The organism is Micromonospora sp. NPDC049060 (genome assembly GCF_040649055.1).
Taxonomy (GTDB): Bacteria; Actinomycetota; Actinomycetes; order Mycobacteriales; family Micromonosporaceae; genus Micromonospora; species Micromonospora reichwaldensis.
In genome coordinates this window covers 1-17,542 of sequence record NZ_JBEZEV010000039.1, presented here as the reverse complement: position 1 = coordinate 17,542, position 17,542 = coordinate 1, and the positions used below count along the sequence as shown (strand labels likewise).

Sequence of the window (17,542 nt, the reverse complement as noted above, 5' to 3'; positions counted from 1 at the left end):
CCTGCGATCGTCCCGCTCGTGCCCTGCCGGTGCGACGACGGCTCTCACCCGTCGCCCCGCCCGGCGGAACCACGCCAGTCCAGGCAGACGACGACCGCGTCGTCGCGCAAATCGGCGTCCGCGTGCCAGGCGTGTAGTTCGCGCATCACCGTACCAACTGCCTCCGCCGGCGGTTGCAGCCGCGTGGACCGCATCGCCCGCGCCATCGTCCGCTCGCCGTACGCGCCGCGGTCACCGGGGTCGGCGGCCCACACCCCGTCGCTGACCACGAACAGCCGGTCCCCCGGTTCCAGCGCGAACTCCTGGACGTCGTAGCGGGCCTCGGCGAACATGCCCAGCGGCAGCTGCTGCTCCAGGTCGATGGGCGTCACCGTGCCGCCGCGCACCCGCAGCAGGTGCGGGGAGCCGGCGTCCACCGCCCGCACCCGGCCGGTGACGGTGTCCAGTTCGAGGAGCAGCGTGGCCACGTACCGGCGACCGCGGTGCTGGTAGAAGACCGTGTCGGAGGCCAGCTCGGCCTGCTCGACGAGGCTGCCTCCGGAGCGCCGGGCGTTGCGCAGCGCGTTCACGGTGACGGCGGTCAGCAGCGACGCCGACAGCCCGATGCCGGCGCCGTTGAGCACCGTCACGGTGAGCCGGTCGTCGTCCACGGACCAGTCGAAGTGGTCCCCGCCGACCGTGTACGCCGGTTCCAGCTGGCCGGCGAGTTCGAACGCCGCGTGGCTCACGCCGCGTCCCGGCAGCAGTTCCCACTGCATCTCGGCGGCCATGCTGAGTCGCTCCCGCCGGCGGACCCGGCGGTACCGGTCGGTCTCCCGGTCCGCCGCGCGCAGCACGACGGCCAGCTCGCCGGCGATGTCCGCGGCCCGCTCGACGACGTCCGGTTCGGGCTGGTCGGGCAGCTCGACCAGCAGCACGCCCAGCCGCTCCCCCCACACCGACAGCGGCAGGTAGAGCCGGCACCGGCCCTCGTCGTCGGTGTCGGTCATCGGCTGCTGGCTGCTGAAGCAGCGCTGCGCCGCGTCGTGGCAGGCGAGGAAGCCGCCGCCGGAGAGGTCCGCGTCGAGCACCGGCCAGAGCCCGGTGATCCGGTAGTCGGCGATGAACACATCCGTTCGCGAGGCGCCCAGGGCGGACCGGATAGCCTGGTCCGCCGCCTCCACCACCTGGTCGGGCGGGGCCGCACGAAGCGCACGCGAGACCTGGCCCGGTGCCTCCAACATGATCATCCTCCGGAAGCTTGCCGTAGGGCAAGCATCATACGGAGCCCTCTCCCCCACCCTCCGGGCGGGCGGGCACACAGCGGGTACCCGCCGCCGCGCCCCTCGCACGCGGGCAGCACCCGGCGCCCGGCGCCCACGTCGCCTCGGCCGGCGGGTGCTGCGGGGGCAGCCGCACGCACCCACGACGGCCAGGTTGCTGCGGCGGCGGGCGACGACCGGTGTTCAGGCGACCGGTGTCCAGGCGGCGACCCGGGTGCCGCGGTGACGGCCGGTCAGGACGGCAGGCCGCACACGCGTACCTCGCCGTCCGAAGGCGTCAGCACGCCGGGGAGTGGACGGCGACCCCGCCGTGGAAGGCGTCGGGCACCTGCGCGGGCGGGCCGTCCGGCCGCCACCGGGCGATCGGGACGATGCCGTCCCCGGTGGGCGTCCAGCGGCCCAGCAGCGGCACGAACGCGGCCGGCGGGCGCATCCGGAACGCCGGGCCCATCATCGCGAGGGCCGCCGGGAAGCCGGCCAGTTCCTCCGTGTCGAAGTCGACGGCGAGCAGGCTGCCCGGCACGGTGGCCTCGGAGAGCTCGTCGAGGGTGCGGGCCAGCGTCTCGTCGTCGAGGAACGCGGCCAGACCGAGGAAGACCACGCCGACCGGTCTCCTCCCCCACCCCGGCACGAACCGGTGCAGCTGGGCGCGGTCGACCGTGCCGATGTCGGTGGCGTCGCCGTAGCCGTAGCCGGCCCGGTCGCTGCCGGCCAGCAGGCGCTGGCCGAGGCGGATGGTGACCGGGTCGACGTCGGTGTAGAGGACGGTGGCGTCCGGGGCGACCTCGTGCACGTTGCCCATGGTGGGCACCCCGGCGCCGAAGACGAGGAAGCTGTCGACCCCCCGCGCGGCCATCGCCCGGACCGCCCGGCCGAGAAACGCGCGCAGCTCGCGGAAGACCGGCTCGCACGGCCCGTACGCCTGCTCGAAGTCGCGGGCGGCCGCCACGTCGACCGGGAAGTGGTGCTCCCCGCCGAGCCAGAAATCGATCATCCGCGCGGTGCTCGGCTGGTCCGGCTCAACCATCGACGACGCTCCCTCCCCGGTGGGCGTGGACAGCGTACCCACCGGTCGGCCTGCGCGGTATCGGCCCGCCGACGGGTTCCCGGCCGCGATACTGGCCGGGAAGCGGCGGGAGGTGGGCGGGTGAACTCGGCGAACGGCGCGGCGGTGGTCGTCGGCGTGGACGGCTCGGACTCGTCGCTGCGCGCCGTGCGGCTCGCCGCCGTCGAGGCGGCCCGCCGGCACCGGCCACTGCGGATCGTGCACGCCTTCATCTGGCCCCTGCTGCGCGTGCCGGTCGAGGCCCCCGCCGCCGGCCCACCCGGCGCCGGCCTGCGGCACCAGGCGGAGCAGGTCGTCGCCGCCGCCACGGACGAGGCCGAGGCGACGGTGCCCGGGTTGCGGATCTCCGGCGAGATCATCGACGGCGAGGCCGCCGCGGTGCTGCTCGGCGAGTCGCTGGCCGCCGCGATGATCGTGCTCGGCGACCGGGGGCTCGGCGGCTTCTCCGCCCTGGTGGTGGGGTCCGTCGCGGTGCAGGTCGCCGCGTACGCCGACTGTCCCGTGCTGGTCGCCCGGGGCACCGACCACCCCGACGGGGCCGTCGTCGTCGGCGTGGACGGCTCCGAGACGGCCCGGCTGGCCGCGGAGTTCGCCATGGAGGAGGCGTCGGTGCGCGGCGCGGCGGTGGTCGCGTTGCACGCCTACCGGCATCCGACCTCCACCGGCCCCGGGGACATGCGACCACTGGTGTACGACGACGCCGAGCTGCGTTCCGAGGAGGAGCGGGTGGTCGCCGAGTCGATGGCGGGGCTCACCCAGCGGTGGCCGGACGTGCCGGTCGGCCGGGAGACGACGCGGGGCCGCCCCACCACCGTGCTCGCCGAGGCGTCCCGGCGGGCCCAGCTGCTGGTGGTCGGCCGGCAGGGACGCGGCGAGCTGACAGGGCTGCTGCTGGGCTCGGTCAGCCAGTCGCTGCTGCACCACGCCGACTGCCCGGTCGCGGTGGTCCGCGCGCCGCGCTGAGCCGGGCACCACGCCGGACCGGTCGCGGGGTTGGCCCCCGCGCAGGCGGGTAGACGAGCGCGGTACGCCAACGGCGACGACGACCGGAGGAGGCAGTGATGCCAGGACCACGGCCGGGCAGCAACGCGTACGACAAGCAGCGGGCACGCATCCGGAACGCGATCGACGATTCGGGACGACGGGTGCCGGACGACAAGGCCAACGACGTGGCCAACCGGATCCTGCAGTCCGACCGGGGACAGCGGGGGGTCGTCCGCGGCGAGCGGGTCTACGGCCCCAAGGGCGAGCGCGAACCGGGCGACCCGAGGTGAGGGCGACGAACCTGGCCGACGGGGCGATCGCCGGCGCCGTCGGCAGCGCCGCCCTGAACATGGTCAGCTACCTCGACATGGTGCTGCGGGCGCGGCCCGCGAGCAGCACCCCGGAGGAGACCGCCGGGCGGGTGGCCCAGGTGGCACACGTCGACCTGGGGCCCGAGGATCGGGCGGCCAACCGCCGCTCGGGCCTCGGGCCCCTGCTCGGCTACGGCATCGGCGTGGCGGCGGGCGTCGGGTACGCCCTGCTCGCCCGGGGCCGCCGGATGCCGCTGCCGCTGGCCGCCGGGGTGCTCGGCGGCACCGTCATGACGATGTCCGACGGGTCGATGACCGTGCTGGGCGTGACCGATCCGCGCACGTGGCGCCGGTCGGACTGGCTGGCCGACCTCGTGCCGCACCTCGCGTACGGCGTGGCGGCCGCAGCCACCTGGAACCGGCTGCGGCCGCCCGTCGCGGGCCGGAGCTGCTAGCCCCGGGCGCTCTCGTCGTCGGCGACCGGCTCCGTGGCCGGGCCGTACGGCGACACCTGCCCCCGGGGCACCGGGCGCCCCTCGTCGCCGTGCGACGAGCCGCGGTTGCGCGGGTGCCCGGCGGGGTTGGGGCCCTTGCTGTCCTGGCTGGTGGCGCCCTTGTTGTTGCGGCGGAACTCCTCCTGCTGCGGGTTCACCACGGGTTTCTCCTTCCGGGATCCGGCCGTGTCCGACGTCGGTTACCCGTCCGCCCCGGCCGCATACCCGCCGGGGCGGACGGTCGCAGGGGTGGCCGGGCGCAGGGCGGGTACACGCCGAGGATGGGCGACGACCGGAAGGTGGCGCGGGTCCTGCTGGAGCGGCGCGGCCGCACGTACGCCGAGGAGGCGGGCATCACGCTCGCCGACCGGCCCGCCCCGCTCTACCAGCTGCTGGTGCTCGCCACCCTGCTGAGCACCCGGATCCGGGCCGGGGTGGCCGTGTCGGCCGCCCGCGAACTCTTCGCCGCCGGCTACCGGACCCCGCAGCGGATGGAGGCGGCGAGCTGGCAGGACCGGGTCGACGCGCTGGGCCGGGGCCACTACCGCCGCTACGACGAGCGGACCTCGACGATGCTCGGCACGGGGGCACGGCTGTGCCTGGACCGCTGGCGGGGCGACCTGCGCCGGCTGCACCGCGACGCCGGCGGTGAACCGGCCGGGCTGCGCCGGCTGCTGACCGAGTTCCCCGGCATCGGCCCCACCGGCGCCGACATCTTCCTGCGCGAGGCGCAGGTGGCCTGGGCCGACCTGCGCCCGTACGCCGACCGGCGGGCCCTGGCCGGCGCGAAACGCCTCGGCCTGCCCGGCTCGGCGGACCGGCTGGCCGGGCTGGTCGCCCCGGGCGACTTCGGCCGGCTCGCCTCGGCGCTGGTCCGGGTGGCCCTCGGCGAGGAGTCCGCCGGGGAGGTCACCCGCGCCGCCGCCGCGTGAGCGGGCTACTTGGCCGTCTTGTCGCCCGGCTTCGTCAGGTGCCACACCAGCAGCGCCGCCAGCAGCGCGAGCACGACGAGGCCGCCGGAGACGCCCCGGCCGTCCTCCTCGCTGCGGCCGGTGGTGCCGAAGTAGATCACCGCGAGCCCGGCCAGCACGGTGACGAACGTCCGCATCCCTCGGTCCTTCACGCACCGGACGGTACGTCCTGATCCACGCCGTTCGTGGCGGTTCCCGCCGCCGTCACCCGACCGGGTCGGGGCCGGCGGAGAAGCCGCGCAGCCGGACCCGGCGGATCGTGCGGCCGGCCACCTCCACCACCTCGACGGTCAGCCCCGGCAGGTGCACCGTCTCCCCCGGTCCGCTCGGCAGGTGCCCCAGCCCGGCCAGCACCAGCCCGGCCACCGTCGTGTACTCCCGCGACGGGCGGAAGTGCAGGCGTACGCCGACGTCGGCCAGGTCGTGCAGCGGAAAGTCGCCGGGCATCAGCAGCGAGCCGTCCGGTTCCCGGGTCACCCCGGTCACGTCCCGGTCGGTCTCGTCGTACAGCTCCCCGACGACCTCCGCCAGCAGGTCCTCCATGGTGATCATGCCGTCGACCCCGCCGTGCTCGTCGACGACGAGGGCGAGCTGCTGGTGGCACAGCCGCAGCTCGCGCAGCGCGTCGGCGACGGGCAGGGTGCCGGGCAGCAGCAGCGGCGGACGGGCCCGGTCGGCGACCGTCGCCGCCTCCGCCCCGACGAGTTCGCGGATGTGCACCACGCCCCGCACCGCGTCGAGCCCACCCGGCCCGACGACCGGGGCGCGGGAGCGGCCGGCGGCGGCGAGCCGGCGCAGCCCGTCGGCCGCGGGCATCGTCTCGGGCAGCATCGTCACGTCCAGCCGGGGCACCAGGATGTCCCGCAGCGTCCGGCCGGCGATGTCGAACGCGCCGGTGAGGATCTCCCGCTGCTGTGCCGACAGGCCCCGCTGGCTGACCAGGATCTCCCGCAGCTCGTCCTCGGTCATCTCCGTACGGCTGGCGCGCGGGTCCCCGCCGGCGAGCCGCACCACCACGTCGGTGGCCTTGCTGAGCAGCCAGACCGCCGGCCGCGACAGCCGGGCCAGCAGGTCCAGCGGCCCGGCGCTGACCAGCCCCCAGCGTTCCGCGCGCTGCATCGCCAGCCGCTTGGGGGCCAGTTCGCCGACGACCAGGGTGACGAACGTCAGCAGCACGGTGACCAGGACGATCGCCGCCCCGCGCGCGGCCCCGCCCAGGAAGCCCAGCGGCCCGACCAGCGGCTCGGACAGGGACACCGCGGCGGCGGCGGAGGCGAGGAACCCGGCCAGGGTGATGCCGAGCTGGATGGTCGCCAGATACCGGTTGGGGTCGCGAACCAGCCGGGCCAGCCGCTCACCGGACCGGCTGCGCCGGCCCAACTGCCGCACCTGCCCCTCGCGCAGCGTCACCAGCGCCATCTCGCTGCCCGACAGGGCCGCGTTGACCAGCACCAGCACCGCCACCAGCGCGAGCTGACCGAGCTGCGCCCCCATGTCAGTCGACCTCCAGGTCGTCGAGGGAGATCTTGTGCGTCATCAGCCACCGGGCCAGCGCCGACATCCCGAACAGCCACAGCGGCGCGGACTCGGTGGTGCCATTGGTGGCGAAGATCGCGAAACGCAGGTCCGGCGCCCGGTACGCCTCGATCCGCCACTTGTGCTGCCGGTCCCGCCAGACCGCGGAAGGGTCCATGGCGCCACGCTAGGCGACCGCCGGCCCCGCCGGGGCGGCTTCAGGAGCGGGCCGTCACCACGACCCGCGCGTCGTCGGGCAGCCGGCGGGTGGCGCCGCGACGGTCCAGCAGCTCCAGCAGCGGCACCGCGACCCGGCGGGTGGTGTCCAACGCCCGCCGCGCGGCGCTGAGCGTGAACGGCTGGGGCAGCCCGGCCAGCACCAGCACGGCGTCCTCGGCCGCGCCGGGCAGCAGCACCACGTTCTCGGCGAGCCGCAGCAGCGCCCCCGCGCGGACAGCCGCGCCGATCTCCCGGGGACCCAGCCCCAGGTCGGCGAGGTGCTCGGCCTCGGGGGCACGGAACGGGCGGTCGGCGTACTCGGCGCGGACCCGGGCCACGGCCCGGGCCACCGGTTCCGGCAGCGCGTCGACCGCCGACGCGGTGACCCGGCCGGCGCGCAGCCGCAGCGGCGGCCGGACCAGCGCCTCGACCAGCACCCGCTCGGGCAGGTCCATACGCTGGCGCAGCAGCTCGACCGGCGCGCCCGCCTCCAGCGGGTGCTCCCGGGCGTGCCGGGCGACCTCCTCGACCAGCCGGGCGCCGAGGCCCCGCCAGTGCTCCGGGTCGGCCAGCCAGTCGCCGGCGACCGGCCGCCCGGTGACCTCGACGCCCATGCGGATCAGGTCGGCGGCCCGGGCCAGCCGCCGCCGGCGCAGCTCGCCGGCCAGCTCGGGGCGGCCGTCCACCGTCGCCAGCACGGCCGCGCGGGCGACCGCCGCGCCCCGGCGGGTCAGCGGCGGCGGAGCCACGTCCAGCACGGTCACCCCGCCCGCGACGTGGTGCCGGCCCGGGTCGCGCAGCAGCGCCCGGTCGCCGACCAGCAGCGGCAACGGCCGGGCCAGCCGCAGCCGGGCCGTGTCCGGGCCGAGCGGCCGGACCCGGGCCGGCACGGCCGCCGCGCCGATGTGCAGGGTCAGGGTGGCCGGCAGCTCCCCGCTCGGGTCGCCGGCCAGCCGCACGTCCAGCAGGTCCGTGCGGTGGAACCGGCCGGGGGTGAGCAGCGCGTCGCCGCGCCCCAGCCGGTCCCGGGGCGTGCCGCGCAGGTTCACCGCCACCCGGGCGACCGGGCCGACCTCGGGCCGGGCCACGCCGAGGGAGTGCAGGCCGCGTACCCGCACCGCCTCCGCGCTGCCGGCCAGCTCCAGCTCGTCGCCCACCCGCAGCCGACCGGCGCCGAGCGTGCCGGTCACCACCGTGCCGGCGCCGCGGACGGTGAAGGCGCGGTCCACCCACAGCCGCACCGGGGCGTCGGCCCGCGGGGCGGGCAGCCGGGCGGCGAGCCGGTCCAGCGCCGCGCGCAGCTGCGGCAGGCCGGCGCCGGTCACCGCGCTCACCGCCACCGCGTCGACCGCGCCGAGGGAGGTGGCGGCCAGCTCCGCCCGGGCGCGGGCCGTCGCCGGCCCCGGATCCGCCAGGTCCGCGCGGGTCACCACCAGCAGGCCGTACGACACCCCGAGCGCGTCCAGTGCCGCCAGGTGCTCGGCCGACTGCGGCATCCAGCCCTCGTCGGCGGCGACGACGACCAGCGCGGCGGGCGCCGGGCCGACGCCGGCGAGCATGTTCGGCACGAACCGCTCGTGCCCCGGCACGTCGACGAACGCCACCGTCACGCCCGAGGGCAGCGTGCTCCAGGCGAAGCCGAGGTCGATGGTCATGCCCCGGCGGCGTTCCTCGGCCCACCGGTCGGGTTCCATCCCGGTCAGGGCCCGGACCAGTGTCGACTTGCCGTGGTCGACGTGCCCGGCGGTGGCCACCACGAACACGCCTCAGCCCTCCCCGGGCACGCGCAGCACGGCGGCGCGCAGCGCCGCGTCGGCGTCGGCGGGCACGCAGCGCAGGTCGAGCAGCAGCCGCCCGCGTACCACCCGGCCCAGCACCGGCGGGTCGCCGAGGCGCAACGGAGACGCGTACCGCTCGGGCAGGGCGAGGGCCCAGGAGGGCAGCTCGACGCCGGGGGCGCCACCGCCGCCGACGACCGCCCCGGCGGGCACCACCTGCGCGTCGCACCCGTCGGCGGCGAGCGCGGCGCACAGCCGCTCGGTGCGCGCCCGCAGCGCGCCCGGGTCGGCGTGCAGCGCGGCCCGGGTGGGGGTCGCCGGATCGCCGAGGGTGGCGGCGAGCGCGGCGAGGGTCAGCTTGTCCACCCGCAACGCCCGAGCGAGGGGGTGCCGGCGCAGCCGCTCGACCAGGTCGGCGGCACCGAGCAGCAGCCCGGCCTGCGGGCCGCCGAGCAGCTTGTCGCCGCTGGCGGTGACCAGCGCCGCCCCGGCCCGCAGGGTGCTGGCGGCGTCCGGCTCGGCGGGCAGCAGCGGGTCGGGCGCGAGCAGCCCCGAGCCGATGTCGGCGACCACGGGGACGCCGAGGGTGGCCAGCGCGCGTACGGGCACGGCGGAGGTGAAGCCGGTGACCTGGAAGTTCGACGGGTGCACCTTGAGCACGAAGCCGGTCCGGGGACCGATCGCGGCGGCGTAGTCGTCGAGCGTGCTGCGGTTGGTGGTGCCGACCTCGCGCAGCCGGGCGCCGGTGCTCTCCAGCAGGTCGGGCAGGCGGAACCCGTCGCCGATCTCCACCAGCTCGCCCCGGCTGACGACGATCTCGGCGTCGGCGGCCAGCGCGGTCGCGGCGAGCACCAGCGCGGCGGCGCCGTTGTTGACCACGTGCACCGCGCCCGCGTCCGGCACCGCCGCCGCGAGGGCGTCGAGGGCGTCGCGCCCACGCCGGGCCCGCCGCCCGGTGCCCAGGTCCAACTCGACGTCGGTGTGCCCGCTGGCGGCGACGACCGCCGCCACGGCGGCGGGCGACAACGCGGCGCGACCCAGGTTGGTGTGCAGCACCACTCCGGTGGCGTTGAGCACCGCCCGGGGCGCCGGCGCCGGCAGGGCGGCCAGCGCGGCGTCGCGTACCGCCTCGGGGGTGATCTCGCCCCGGCGGGCGCGCTCCTGGGCGCGGTGGACGGCGGTCTTGACCCGCTCCCGCCCCAGGGTGCCCGCCGCGGCGGCCAGCCGGGGGTCGGCGAGCAGCGCGTCGGTGCGCGGCACCCGCCGGCGCGGATCGGCCGCGACGTCCCCCATGATCCCCACTTCCGCAGCATGGCGGAGACGGACGGGAATCGAACCCGCCTGGCCCGGATCCCGGACCACACCGGTTTTGAAGACCGGGAGGGGCACCAGCCGCCTGAACGCCTCCACGCAGCAGTGAACCACAGGCCCGGCGGGCGTGTGCGGGGAGGCGTCAGCCCTCGGCGGCGCGCCGCCGCTCGAGGCGCTCCCGCTGCGGCAGCACCGTGTACTTCGGATCCTTCGCTGAGGCCACGCCGCCCTCGAAGATGCCGAACCGGGTGGCCACCGAGGCGCCCAGCAGCGCCACCCCGGACAGCGCGGAGAGCGTGCGGCTGCGCCGACCCAGCAACGCGCCGGCCACCCCCGCAGCGGTCAGGGCCCGCCCCGCGCGCAGCAGGCGACCGGGCCGGCCGGTGCGGTAGGGCTCGCTGAGCAGCCCGAGCCGGGTTTCCACCCGGTGCGCGCCGTACAGCTCCAGGGCCGCGCCCGCCACCGCCATCCGCCGGGCGGGACCGGCCTGCGCGGCGGGCGCGGCGATCAGCCCGACGCCCGCGCCGCTGGCCAGGGCGCTGCCCGCGAAGATGACAGGCAGTTCCGGGTACGCCTCGTGCCACGACGGCACGGCCGTGTCGGCCAGCAGCACCCCCGTGTACGTCGCCAGCGCCGGCGCGGTCGCCGCGGCGGCCAGCCCGGCGGCGTGCCCCACCGGCGGCAGCACCCGGCGGGCGAGGCCGGGCAGCCCCCGCTCGGGCAGCCACGCCGCGCCCTCGGCGACCGCCGCGAGCCCGGCGGCCGGGCCGAAGGCGCCGAGGATCCAGGTGCCCACGGACATGGGCGAGGTGGGCTTGGCCACCCGAAGCATGTGGTGGAACCGGGCGGGCCGCCCCAGGTCCTTGATCAGGAAGACGGTGCTGGCGGTGACCGCCGCCAGCGAGGCGACCCGACCGGCGCGGCGCAGCGCGGGACGGCCGGTGAGCTGCCCGCCCGCCGCGAGCAGCGACGAGCCGGCGGCCAGCCCGCCGGTGAACAGGTACGCGGCGATGTCCCACTTCCAGACCGGCGCCTTGAGGATCGGCCGGCCGTAGTAGGAGGTGAACTCGGCCTCCGGGACCCTCAGCTCCTCGCCGCCGCGCCGCCTGCGCCCGCCCCTGCCGTTCCTGGGCGGGCCGACCGGGCCGGTGGCGGGGGTGTCCTCGTCGAGGCGGTCGCGGAAGCGGCGGAACCGGTCGCCGACCGGGCGGTCCGTGCTCACGAGGAACCTCCGACGAACGCGGCCACGGCCGCCGCCGCCATGGCCAGGGCGGCCAGGCCGGCGCGCTTCCACATCTTCGGCAGGTCCCGGGTGGTGACCACCGGGTCCGGCGGCAGCCCGTACACCTCGGGCTCGTCGAGCAGCAGGAAGAACGCGCCGTCGCCGCCGACCCCGTCGCCGGGGTCGTGCCCGTAGAGCCGCGCCTCGGGCACGCCCCGCTCGTGCAGCGTCGCCACCCGGGCCGCGGCCCGCTCCCGCAGCTCGTCGAGGGGGCCGTACTGGATGGACTCGGTCGGGCACGCCTGCGCGCAGGCCGGAGTGTTGCCCGCGCCGATCCGGTCGTAGCACAGCGTGCACTTCCACGCCCGGCCGTCGCCCTTGCGCTGGTCGATGACGCCGTAGGGGCAGGCGGAGATGCAGTAGCCGCAGCCGTTGCAGATGTCCTCCTGCACCACCACCGTGCCGAACTCGGTGCGGAACAGCGAGCCGGTGGGGCAGACGTCGAGGCAGGCCGCGTGGGTGCAGTGCTTGCAGACGTCGGACATCATCAGCCAGCGGAAGTCGGTGCGCCCCTCCGCGCCCCCGGCACGCCCCGGCGGCTGCGCCCCGGGCATCCCCAGGAACTCCGGCCCGCCGGTCCGGCCGGCCGTGCTCGTGCCGGCGGGGCCCGTGCTCGTGCCGGCGCCGGTTCCCGGTCCGGCCCCGGTGCCGGCGGCCATCCGCGCGGCCGCGTCCGCCGCGCCCGGCGGCACCCCCGGGTCGGTGCCGGTCGGGTTACCGACGCCGGCGGCCACGGCCGCCGACGAGGCGCTGACCGAGCCGCCCGTCGGCGTGCCGGCGAACGGCGGGCTGCGATGCCCCGCCGGGCGGGGCTGCTCGACGAACGCGACGTGCCGCCACGAGTTCGCGGTCAGCGCGCCGGTGTTGTCGTACGACATGCCGAGCAGGTCCAGCCCCGAGCCGGGGACGTCGTTCCACTCCTTGCACGCCACCTCGCACGCCTTGCAGCCGATGCAGACGCTCGTGTCGGTGAAGAAGCCCATCCGGGGCGGCGCGTCGGTCCAGCCGGCCTCCGGAGCGGGATCCAGCGGCCCGGACAGGCTGTGCGGGTCAGGAAGCATCGGTGCCCTCCCCGGCGCCGTCGGCGGGCTCCGGCGGGGCGAGCGCCCCCGGGGTGAGCGTCGGGGGCGGGCTGCCGGGAACGATGCCCGCCCGCCGCTGGTAGTCGGCCACCAGGTCCAGCAGGGCCGGGCCGGTGGGCCGCCGACCGGGCCGCACGTCACAGGTACCGATCTTGCTCTCCTGGATCAGCACGTTCGGGTCCAGGGTGATCCCGAACAGGTCGTTGGCCGAGTCGCCCGTCACCAGGCCCTCGAACCCGAAGTGGTACGGCAGCCACACCTGGTGGATCACCCGGCCGTCCACGCGCAGCGGGCTGAGCCGGTCGGTGACCAGCACCTTCGCCTCGATGACCGCCCGCCCGCTGATCAGGTGCGCCCAGCCCAGGTGCGCCAGGCCCACCTCCGCGGCCAACTCCGGGGACACCTCGACGAACATCTCCGGTTGCAGCTCCGCCAGGGGCCGCACCGTACGGCTCATCCCGCCCGCCGTGTGGTGCTCGGTGAGCCGGCTGACCGTGAACACGTACGGAAAGACCTGGCTGTGCTCCTGCGGCGGGCTCGGGTTCACCGAGTTCACCGGGTGCGCGTACACCTTGCGGGTGGGGTTGGCCTGCTGCCGGTAGAACGGGTTGCGCACCGGCGACTCGGCCGGCTCGTAGTGCGTCGGCAGCGGGCCGTCCAGCACGCCGCTGGGCGCGTACAGCCAGCCCTTGCCGTCGCCCTGCATGACGAACGGGTCGTCACCGGCGATCCCCTCCGGGCCGGACGCGCCCTCCGGCGGCCGGTACGTCGGCGGCTTGGTCCGCTCGAAGTCCGGCACGTCGTAGCCGGTCCACTCCCCGGCGTCCGCGTCCCACCAGACGTAGCGCTTGCGCTCGCTCCACGGCCGGCCCTGCGGGTCCGCCGAGGCCCGGTTGTAGAGGGTGCGCCGGTTCGCCGGCCACGCCCAGCCCCACTCGGCGGCCACCCAGTCCTGCTCATGGCGCGACCTGCGCCGGGCCGCCTGGTTGACGCCGTCGGCGTACACCCCGGAGTAGATCCAGCAGCCCACTGCGGTGGAACCGTCGTCGCGGGCCTCGGCGAACGCGGACAGCGGGCGGCCGGTCGCCACCTCGTACCCGTTGATCTCGCGCAGCACCGCCTCGGCGCTCGGCTCGGCGTGCGGACCGCGCGTGGGATAGTCCCAGGCCAGGTCGAGCAGCGCCCGGTCGCGCGGCAGGTCGGAGCCGGCCAGCTTCTCCCGCAGCCGGCGGCCGAGGTGGTAGAAGAACCACAACTCGGAGCAGGCGTCGCCCGGCGGTTCGACGGCCTTCTCCCGCCACTGCAGCAGCCGCTGGGTCTGGGTGAAGGTGCCCTCCTTCTCCACGTGCGAGGCGGCCGGCAGGAAGAACACCTCCGTCTTGCACTGCTCCGGCACGATCTCGCCGGTGGCGACCTCGGGGCTGTTCCGCCAGAACGTGGCGCTCTCGATCATGAACAGGTCGCGGACCACCAGCCAGTCCAGGTTCGCCATGCCGAGGCGCTGCGCCCGGCCGTGCGCCGAGCCGACCGCCGGATTCTGGCCGAGCAGGAAGTAGCCCCGCACCTTCCCGTCGATCATGTTCAGCACCTGCTGGTACGTCCCGTGGTCGCCGGTCATCCGGGGCAGGTACCCGTAGCAGAAGTCGTTCTCCGGCGTCGCCGCGTCCCCCCAGTACGCCTTGAGCAGGCTCGCCGCGTAGGCGCGGGCGTTGCCCCAGAAGCCCTTCTGGCCCGGATGGCGGATGCTGTCCACCCACTCGTCGAAGGTGGGGTGGTCGGCGTGGTGCGGCATCGGCAGGTAGCCGGGGAGCAGGTTGAACAGCGTCGGGATGTCGGTGGAGCCCTGGATGCTGGCGTGCCCCCGCAGGGCCAGGATGCCCCCGCCGGGGCGGCCCATGTTGCCCAGCAACAGCTGGATGATCGCGCCGGTACGGATGTACTGCACGCCGACGCTGTGCTGCGTCCACCCCACGGAGTAGATCAGCACGCCGGTGCGCTCCCGGCCCGAGTTGGCCGTCCACGCCTGCGCCAGCTCCAGGAACTTCTCCCGGGGGATGCCGCAGACCCGCTCCACCATCTCCGGGGTGTAACGGGCGAAGTGCCGCCGGAGGATCTGGTAGACGCAGCGCGGGTGCTGCAACGTCTCGTCCCGCTCCACCTGCCCGCCCACCTCGGCGCCGTGCGACTCGTGGCGCAGCCCGGCGGCGGTGTCCCGCTCCTTCGCGGTGTGCCCGCTGCCGGAGTCGGACTCGTGGCCCGCGTACTGCCAGGAGTCCTGGACGTAGCTGCCCGTCTCCGGGTCGAAGCCGGAGAAGAAACCGTCGCCGTCCTCGGTGTCGACGAAGCGCTCGCTGACGATCGTCGCGGCGTTGGTGTAGGCCAGCACGTACTCCCGGAAATCCAGCTCGTTCTCCAGGATGTGGCGCACCACGCCACCGAGCAGCGCGATGTCGGAGCCCGCGCGGATCGGCAGGTACGTGTCGGCCACCGCGCTGGTGCGGGTGAACCGCGGATCGACGTGGAACACCTTGGCGCCGCGCCGCTTGGCCTCCATCACCCACTGGAAACCCACCGGATGGGCCTCGGCCATGTTCGAGCCCTGGATGACGATGACGTCAGCGTTGGCGACGTCCTGCTGGAAGTCCGTCGCGCCACCGCGACCGAAGCTGGCCCCCAGACCGGGGACGGTGGCGGAGTGTCAAATGCGCGCCTGGTTCTCGATCTGGAGCGCCCCCATAGCCGTGAAAAGCTTCTTGATGAGGTAATTTTCCTCGTTGTCCAGCGTCGCCCCACCCAGGCTGGAGATGCCCAGCGTGCGGTTGAGCGGCCGGCCCTGCGCGTCCACGTCCTCCCAGGTCTCCGCCCGCGCGGCGAGGATCCGGTCGGCGATCATGTCGAGCGCGACGTCGAGCTCCAGATCCTCCCACTCGGTGGCGTAGGGCCGCCGGTAGCGGACCTTCGTCTGCCGCAGCGGACTGGTGACGAGGCTCTTGCTGGCCGACCCCTTCGGGCACAGCCGGCCCCGCGAGATCGGGCTGTCCGGGTCGCCCTCGATCTGGGTGACCACGCCGTCCTGCACGAAGACGCGTTGGCCGCAGCCCACCGCGCAGTAGGGGCAGACCGAACGCGCCACACTGTCGGCGGTCTCGGTGCGGGCGGTCAGCTCCGCCGACCGGCCCGACTGCGCCGCGGCGCCCCGGCCCAGCGGGTCGGTGCCGGTGAGCTGCCGGTATACCGGCCAGCCCTGGATGAAGGTCCGCAGGCCCACGCGCGACACCCCCTCTCCCGGCCCGTCCGACACAGCCAACATGAACATAGGCCAGGCCGCCCGGGACCGCGACCCGTGCCGCCGGATCACCACCCCGACGGTCACCGCCCGCTTCCCGCGGCGTCGCCCATGGCCGTACGCGGCCGGTGTCCTGGCGGCGGTCCGCTCGATGTCGGCTGGCGGCGAAGACAGCGCCGCCCCCGGGCCCGGAGGCTCGGGGGCGGCGCCGGTGTCGGTGTGCAGGTCGCCTCTCGGCGAGTGGCGCGACGCGGCTCCAGCCGGACGGTATTCCGCGAAGGCAATTTAGGTGAGGCCCGGGGACACTGGACACACCGACACCTCATTCAACCAGCCGACGGCCTGCGATGTTCCACCGGCGGTGGATGTGCCGCTGGCCGGCACCCCGTGTTCGGGTGCCGGCCAGCGATCCCCTTGTGGTGGAAAGTCTGTGATCAGCTGTTCCAGTGCTCGGCGACCAGGTCAGCGGCCTGCTGCTCCCACTGGGCGTAGTGGTCCGGGTACGCCGACACCTGCACCGTCTGCGCGGCCTTCGTCAACGGCATGTCCTGCCACCCGTCGACCTGCTTCAGACCCTTCAGGAAAGCCGTCGTCGAGTACTCGGGGTCGGTGATCTGCTCGACCGTGCCCCACCCACTGGACGGGCGCTGCTGGAACAGGCCCTGCGAGTCGTGGTCGTTGCGGTCACCGAGGTGACCCAGGTTCTCCAGCTTCGACTCCTGCAACGCGGTGGCGATCGACACGACGGCGGCGCGCTCGTCCATGCCGGCCTTCTTCGTCGCCGCGATGATCGCCTTCACGTTCGCCACCTGCTCGTCGGACAGGTCGACGTGCGACTGCGCGCCCTGCACACCGTGCGGAATCAGCTTGGCCTTGTCGACCGACGGCTTGTCGGCCTGCACAACCGCCACCGGGGTCGACTCCACCGACGGGGCCGCGTGCGCGGTCGCGGGACCGGCGAACACGCCACCGGCGAACGCGAGACCAGCAATACCAAGAACGCTCTTACGGATGATCGTGTTCATCAGAAACGCTCCATTCGGGGGTTGGCACCCACACGCCGAAGGGGGATCGGCTTCACGCGGGTGCAAGCACCGTCCGGCGCTCATACGAACTCACGGGGGAATCTCCAGCGAAACCTGGAGAGGATCTCCGACGAATCAGCCGGAGGAAAGTTCAGAGGGAAGATCAGCTCGGCCGTGCCGGCCGGCGTTCGAACCCGTGCGGGCCGGAAACAGGGGGCCGGACTGTCGTGCGGGGCGGGGGGACGCCCTCGCGTCGGCCGGACCATGTGTAACCACCGCCGGCCCGCCATCATTCCGGGGCCCCGGGCCCGCCATCTGTCGGAGCGGCATGACCTCGGCGGCGTGGGTCTTGCTCGGTCGTACGCAGGGTGTAACGACCCCGCCCCCGCCACGATTCCGCCCCCACGATGCCCCCGGTCACACCCACAAACCGCACACCCGGCACCATCACGCCACCCACCGACGACCAACGAGCCCAAGCCGCCCGGGGCAGCCACCACAAACCGGACACCGTTCACACCCGGGTCCACGGGCTACCGACTCACCCGCTTCCCAGGTCACCCGACTCACCAAGGGCTCACCGGGCTCCCGGCTCACGAGGGCTCAACGACTCATCCGGCGCATCCAGCGCGCATCCGGCCCATCCGGCGCCTCCGAGGGTGGACCCGGGTGAGCCGGTTGAGCGGGTCACTCCGCCATTTCAGTCACTCGGTCCACCGGTCACCCCCGGTCCCCGGTCCGGGTTCGGGTTCGGGTTCGGGTCCGGTGGAGATCTTTGGTAGAAGACTGCCCCTGGAGGGGCGGTTCCTTGCCAAGATCTCCGGTGCGGGAGGTCGGCGGACGGGCGCGAGGGTGGGCACCGACGGGGTGTGGGCCCGGCTGGACGCGGACGCCGACCGCTGCCGCCCGACGGCCGAGTCCTTCGTCAACCCCGCGAAGTCGCTGGCCCTGGGCCT

General features: G+C 75.2%; 17 protein-coding genes and 1 tRNA gene. 5 read left to right on the top strand and 13 right to left on the bottom strand.

Annotated elements, in window-relative coordinates; genetic code table 11:
* Window positions 1-44: 44 nt before the first annotated feature.
* Window positions 45-1,223, bottom strand: a complete 1,179-nt coding sequence (locus AB0B83_RS16360; protein WP_357578887.1) for a PP2C family protein-serine/threonine phosphatase — start codon at window positions 1,221-1,223, stop codon at window positions 45-47.
* A 316-nt stretch (window positions 1,224-1,539) separates the two neighbouring features.
* Entirely contained in the window at window positions 1,540-2,289 is a 750-nt protein-coding gene (locus AB0B83_RS16355; protein ID WP_357578886.1) for an SAM-dependent methyltransferase, read from the bottom strand.
* Between the two features lie 120 nt (window positions 2,290-2,409).
* Between AB0B83_RS16355 and AB0B83_RS16350 the strand changes: the two genes are divergently transcribed.
* The 3 genes from AB0B83_RS16350 (at window position 2,410) to AB0B83_RS16340 (ending at window position 4,078) form a co-directional block, all read left to right on the top strand.
* On the top strand, window positions 2,410-3,291 hold the full coding sequence (locus AB0B83_RS16350; RefSeq protein WP_357578885.1) for a universal stress protein: 882 nt from the start codon (window positions 2,410-2,412) through the stop codon (window positions 3,289-3,291).
* A gap of 98 nt (window positions 3,292-3,389) precedes the next feature.
* A complete protein-coding gene (locus AB0B83_RS16345) occupies window positions 3,390-3,602 on the top strand; it encodes a phosphatidylethanolamine-binding protein (RefSeq protein WP_132237733.1) in 213 nt (70 codons plus the stop codon).
* Window positions 3,599-4,078: a hypothetical protein gene (locus tag AB0B83_RS16340; protein WP_357578884.1), complete on the top strand. Its 480-nt coding sequence runs from the start codon at window positions 3,599-3,601 to the stop codon at window positions 4,076-4,078. Before AB0B83_RS16345 ends, AB0B83_RS16340 begins: the two co-directional genes overlap by 4 nt.
* Here AB0B83_RS16340 and AB0B83_RS16335 read toward each other — a convergent pair.
* Entirely contained in the window at window positions 4,075-4,278 is a 204-nt protein-coding gene (locus AB0B83_RS16335) for a hypothetical protein (RefSeq protein WP_132237737.1), read from the bottom strand. The genes AB0B83_RS16340 and AB0B83_RS16335 overlap by 4 nt on opposite strands.
* Before the next feature lie 120 nt (window positions 4,279-4,398).
* On the opposite strand from AB0B83_RS16335, the gene AB0B83_RS16330 reads away from it, so the two are divergent.
* Window positions 4,399-5,049 carry a hypothetical protein gene (locus tag AB0B83_RS16330; RefSeq protein ID WP_357578883.1) on the top strand — a complete coding sequence of 217 codons (651 nt, stop codon included), beginning with the start codon at window positions 4,399-4,401 and terminating at the stop codon, window positions 5,047-5,049.
* A 5-nt stretch (window positions 5,050-5,054) separates the two neighbouring features.
* On the opposite strand, the gene AB0B83_RS16325 is transcribed toward AB0B83_RS16330, so the two are convergent.
* The 10 genes from AB0B83_RS16325 to AB0B83_RS16280 form a co-directional block, all read right to left on the bottom strand.
* On the bottom strand, window positions 5,055-5,240 hold the full coding sequence (locus tag AB0B83_RS16325) for a hypothetical protein (protein ID WP_148710079.1): 186 nt from the start codon (window positions 5,238-5,240) through the stop codon (window positions 5,055-5,057).
* A gap of 52 nt (window positions 5,241-5,292) precedes the next feature.
* A complete protein-coding gene (locus AB0B83_RS16320; protein ID WP_357578882.1) occupies window positions 5,293-6,582 on the bottom strand; it encodes a hemolysin family protein in 1,290 nt (429 codons plus the stop codon).
* Window position 6,583: 1 nt separating this feature from the next.
* Window positions 6,584-6,781 (bottom strand): hypothetical protein, encoded by a 198-nt coding sequence (locus AB0B83_RS16315; RefSeq protein WP_089000292.1) that lies wholly within the window; start codon window positions 6,779-6,781, stop codon window positions 6,584-6,586.
* 40 nt (window positions 6,782-6,821) lie between these two features.
* On the bottom strand, window positions 6,822-8,585 hold the full coding sequence (selB, locus tag AB0B83_RS16310) for a selenocysteine-specific translation elongation factor (protein ID WP_357578881.1): 1,764 nt from the start codon (window positions 8,583-8,585) through the stop codon (window positions 6,822-6,824).
* A gap of 3 nt (window positions 8,586-8,588) precedes the next feature.
* Window positions 8,589-9,893 carry an L-seryl-tRNA(Sec) selenium transferase gene (selA, locus tag AB0B83_RS16305; protein ID WP_357578880.1) on the bottom strand — a complete coding sequence of 435 codons (1,305 nt, stop codon included), beginning with the start codon at window positions 9,891-9,893 and terminating at the stop codon, window positions 8,589-8,591.
* A gap of 19 nt (window positions 9,894-9,912) precedes the next feature.
* A tRNA-Sec gene (locus tag AB0B83_RS16300) sits at window positions 9,913-10,008 on the bottom strand.
* 45 nt (window positions 10,009-10,053) lie between these two features.
* Window positions 10,054-11,133 carry an NrfD/PsrC family molybdoenzyme membrane anchor subunit gene (gene nrfD, locus AB0B83_RS16295; protein WP_357578879.1) on the bottom strand — a complete coding sequence of 360 codons (1,080 nt, stop codon included), beginning with the start codon at window positions 11,131-11,133 and terminating at the stop codon, window positions 10,054-10,056.
* Window positions 11,130-12,254 carry a 4Fe-4S dicluster domain-containing protein gene (locus AB0B83_RS16290; RefSeq protein ID WP_357578878.1) on the bottom strand — a complete coding sequence of 375 codons (1,125 nt, stop codon included), beginning with the start codon at window positions 12,252-12,254 and terminating at the stop codon, window positions 11,130-11,132. Before AB0B83_RS16290 ends, nrfD begins: the two co-directional genes overlap by 4 nt.
* A complete protein-coding gene (gene fdh / locus AB0B83_RS16285) occupies window positions 12,244-15,543 on the bottom strand; it encodes a formate dehydrogenase (RefSeq protein WP_357578877.1) in 3,300 nt (1,099 codons plus the stop codon). Before fdh ends, AB0B83_RS16290 begins: the two co-directional genes overlap by 11 nt.
* Window positions 15,544-15,995: 452 nt before the next feature.
* Window positions 15,996-16,586, bottom strand: a complete 591-nt coding sequence (locus AB0B83_RS16280) for a hypothetical protein (RefSeq protein ID WP_357578876.1) — start codon at window positions 16,584-16,586, stop codon at window positions 15,996-15,998.
* Between the two features lie 765 nt (window positions 16,587-17,351).
* Here AB0B83_RS16280 and AB0B83_RS16275 point away from each other — a divergent pair.
* Window positions 17,352-17,542 (top strand): hypothetical protein (locus AB0B83_RS16275; RefSeq protein ID WP_357578916.1); only part of this gene is annotated, 191 nt, incomplete at its 3' end.

Bases quoted from the DNA above. Each gene is read 5' to 3' on its own strand.
- selA (WP_357578880.1), bottom strand. From the start codon at position 9,893: ATGGGGGACGTCGCGGCCGATCCGCGCCGGCGGGTGCCGCGCACCGAC.
- AB0B83_RS16280 (WP_357578876.1), bottom strand. From the start codon at position 16,586: ATGAACACGATCATCCGTAAGAGCGTTCTTGGTATTGCTGGTCTCGCG.
- AB0B83_RS16330 (WP_357578883.1), top strand. From the start codon at position 4,399: ATGGGCGACGACCGGAAGGTGGCGCGGGTCCTGCTGGAGCGGCGCGGC.
- AB0B83_RS16290 (WP_357578878.1), bottom strand. From the start codon at position 12,254: ATGCTTCCTGACCCGCACAGCCTGTCCGGGCCGCTGGATCCCGCTCCG.
- AB0B83_RS16360 (WP_357578887.1), bottom strand. From the start codon at position 1,223: ATGTTGGAGGCACCGGGCCAGGTCTCGCGTGCGCTTCGTGCGGCCCCG.
- AB0B83_RS16355 (WP_357578886.1), bottom strand. From the start codon at position 2,289: ATGGTTGAGCCGGACCAGCCGAGCACCGCGCGGATGATCGATTTCTGG.
- AB0B83_RS16345 (WP_132237733.1), top strand. From the start codon at position 3,390: ATGCCAGGACCACGGCCGGGCAGCAACGCGTACGACAAGCAGCGGGCA.
- AB0B83_RS16315 (WP_089000292.1), bottom strand. From the start codon at position 6,781: ATGGACCCTTCCGCGGTCTGGCGGGACCGGCAGCACAAGTGGCGGATC.
- AB0B83_RS16320 (WP_357578882.1), bottom strand. From the start codon at position 6,582: ATGGGGGCGCAGCTCGGTCAGCTCGCGCTGGTGGCGGTGCTGGTGCTG.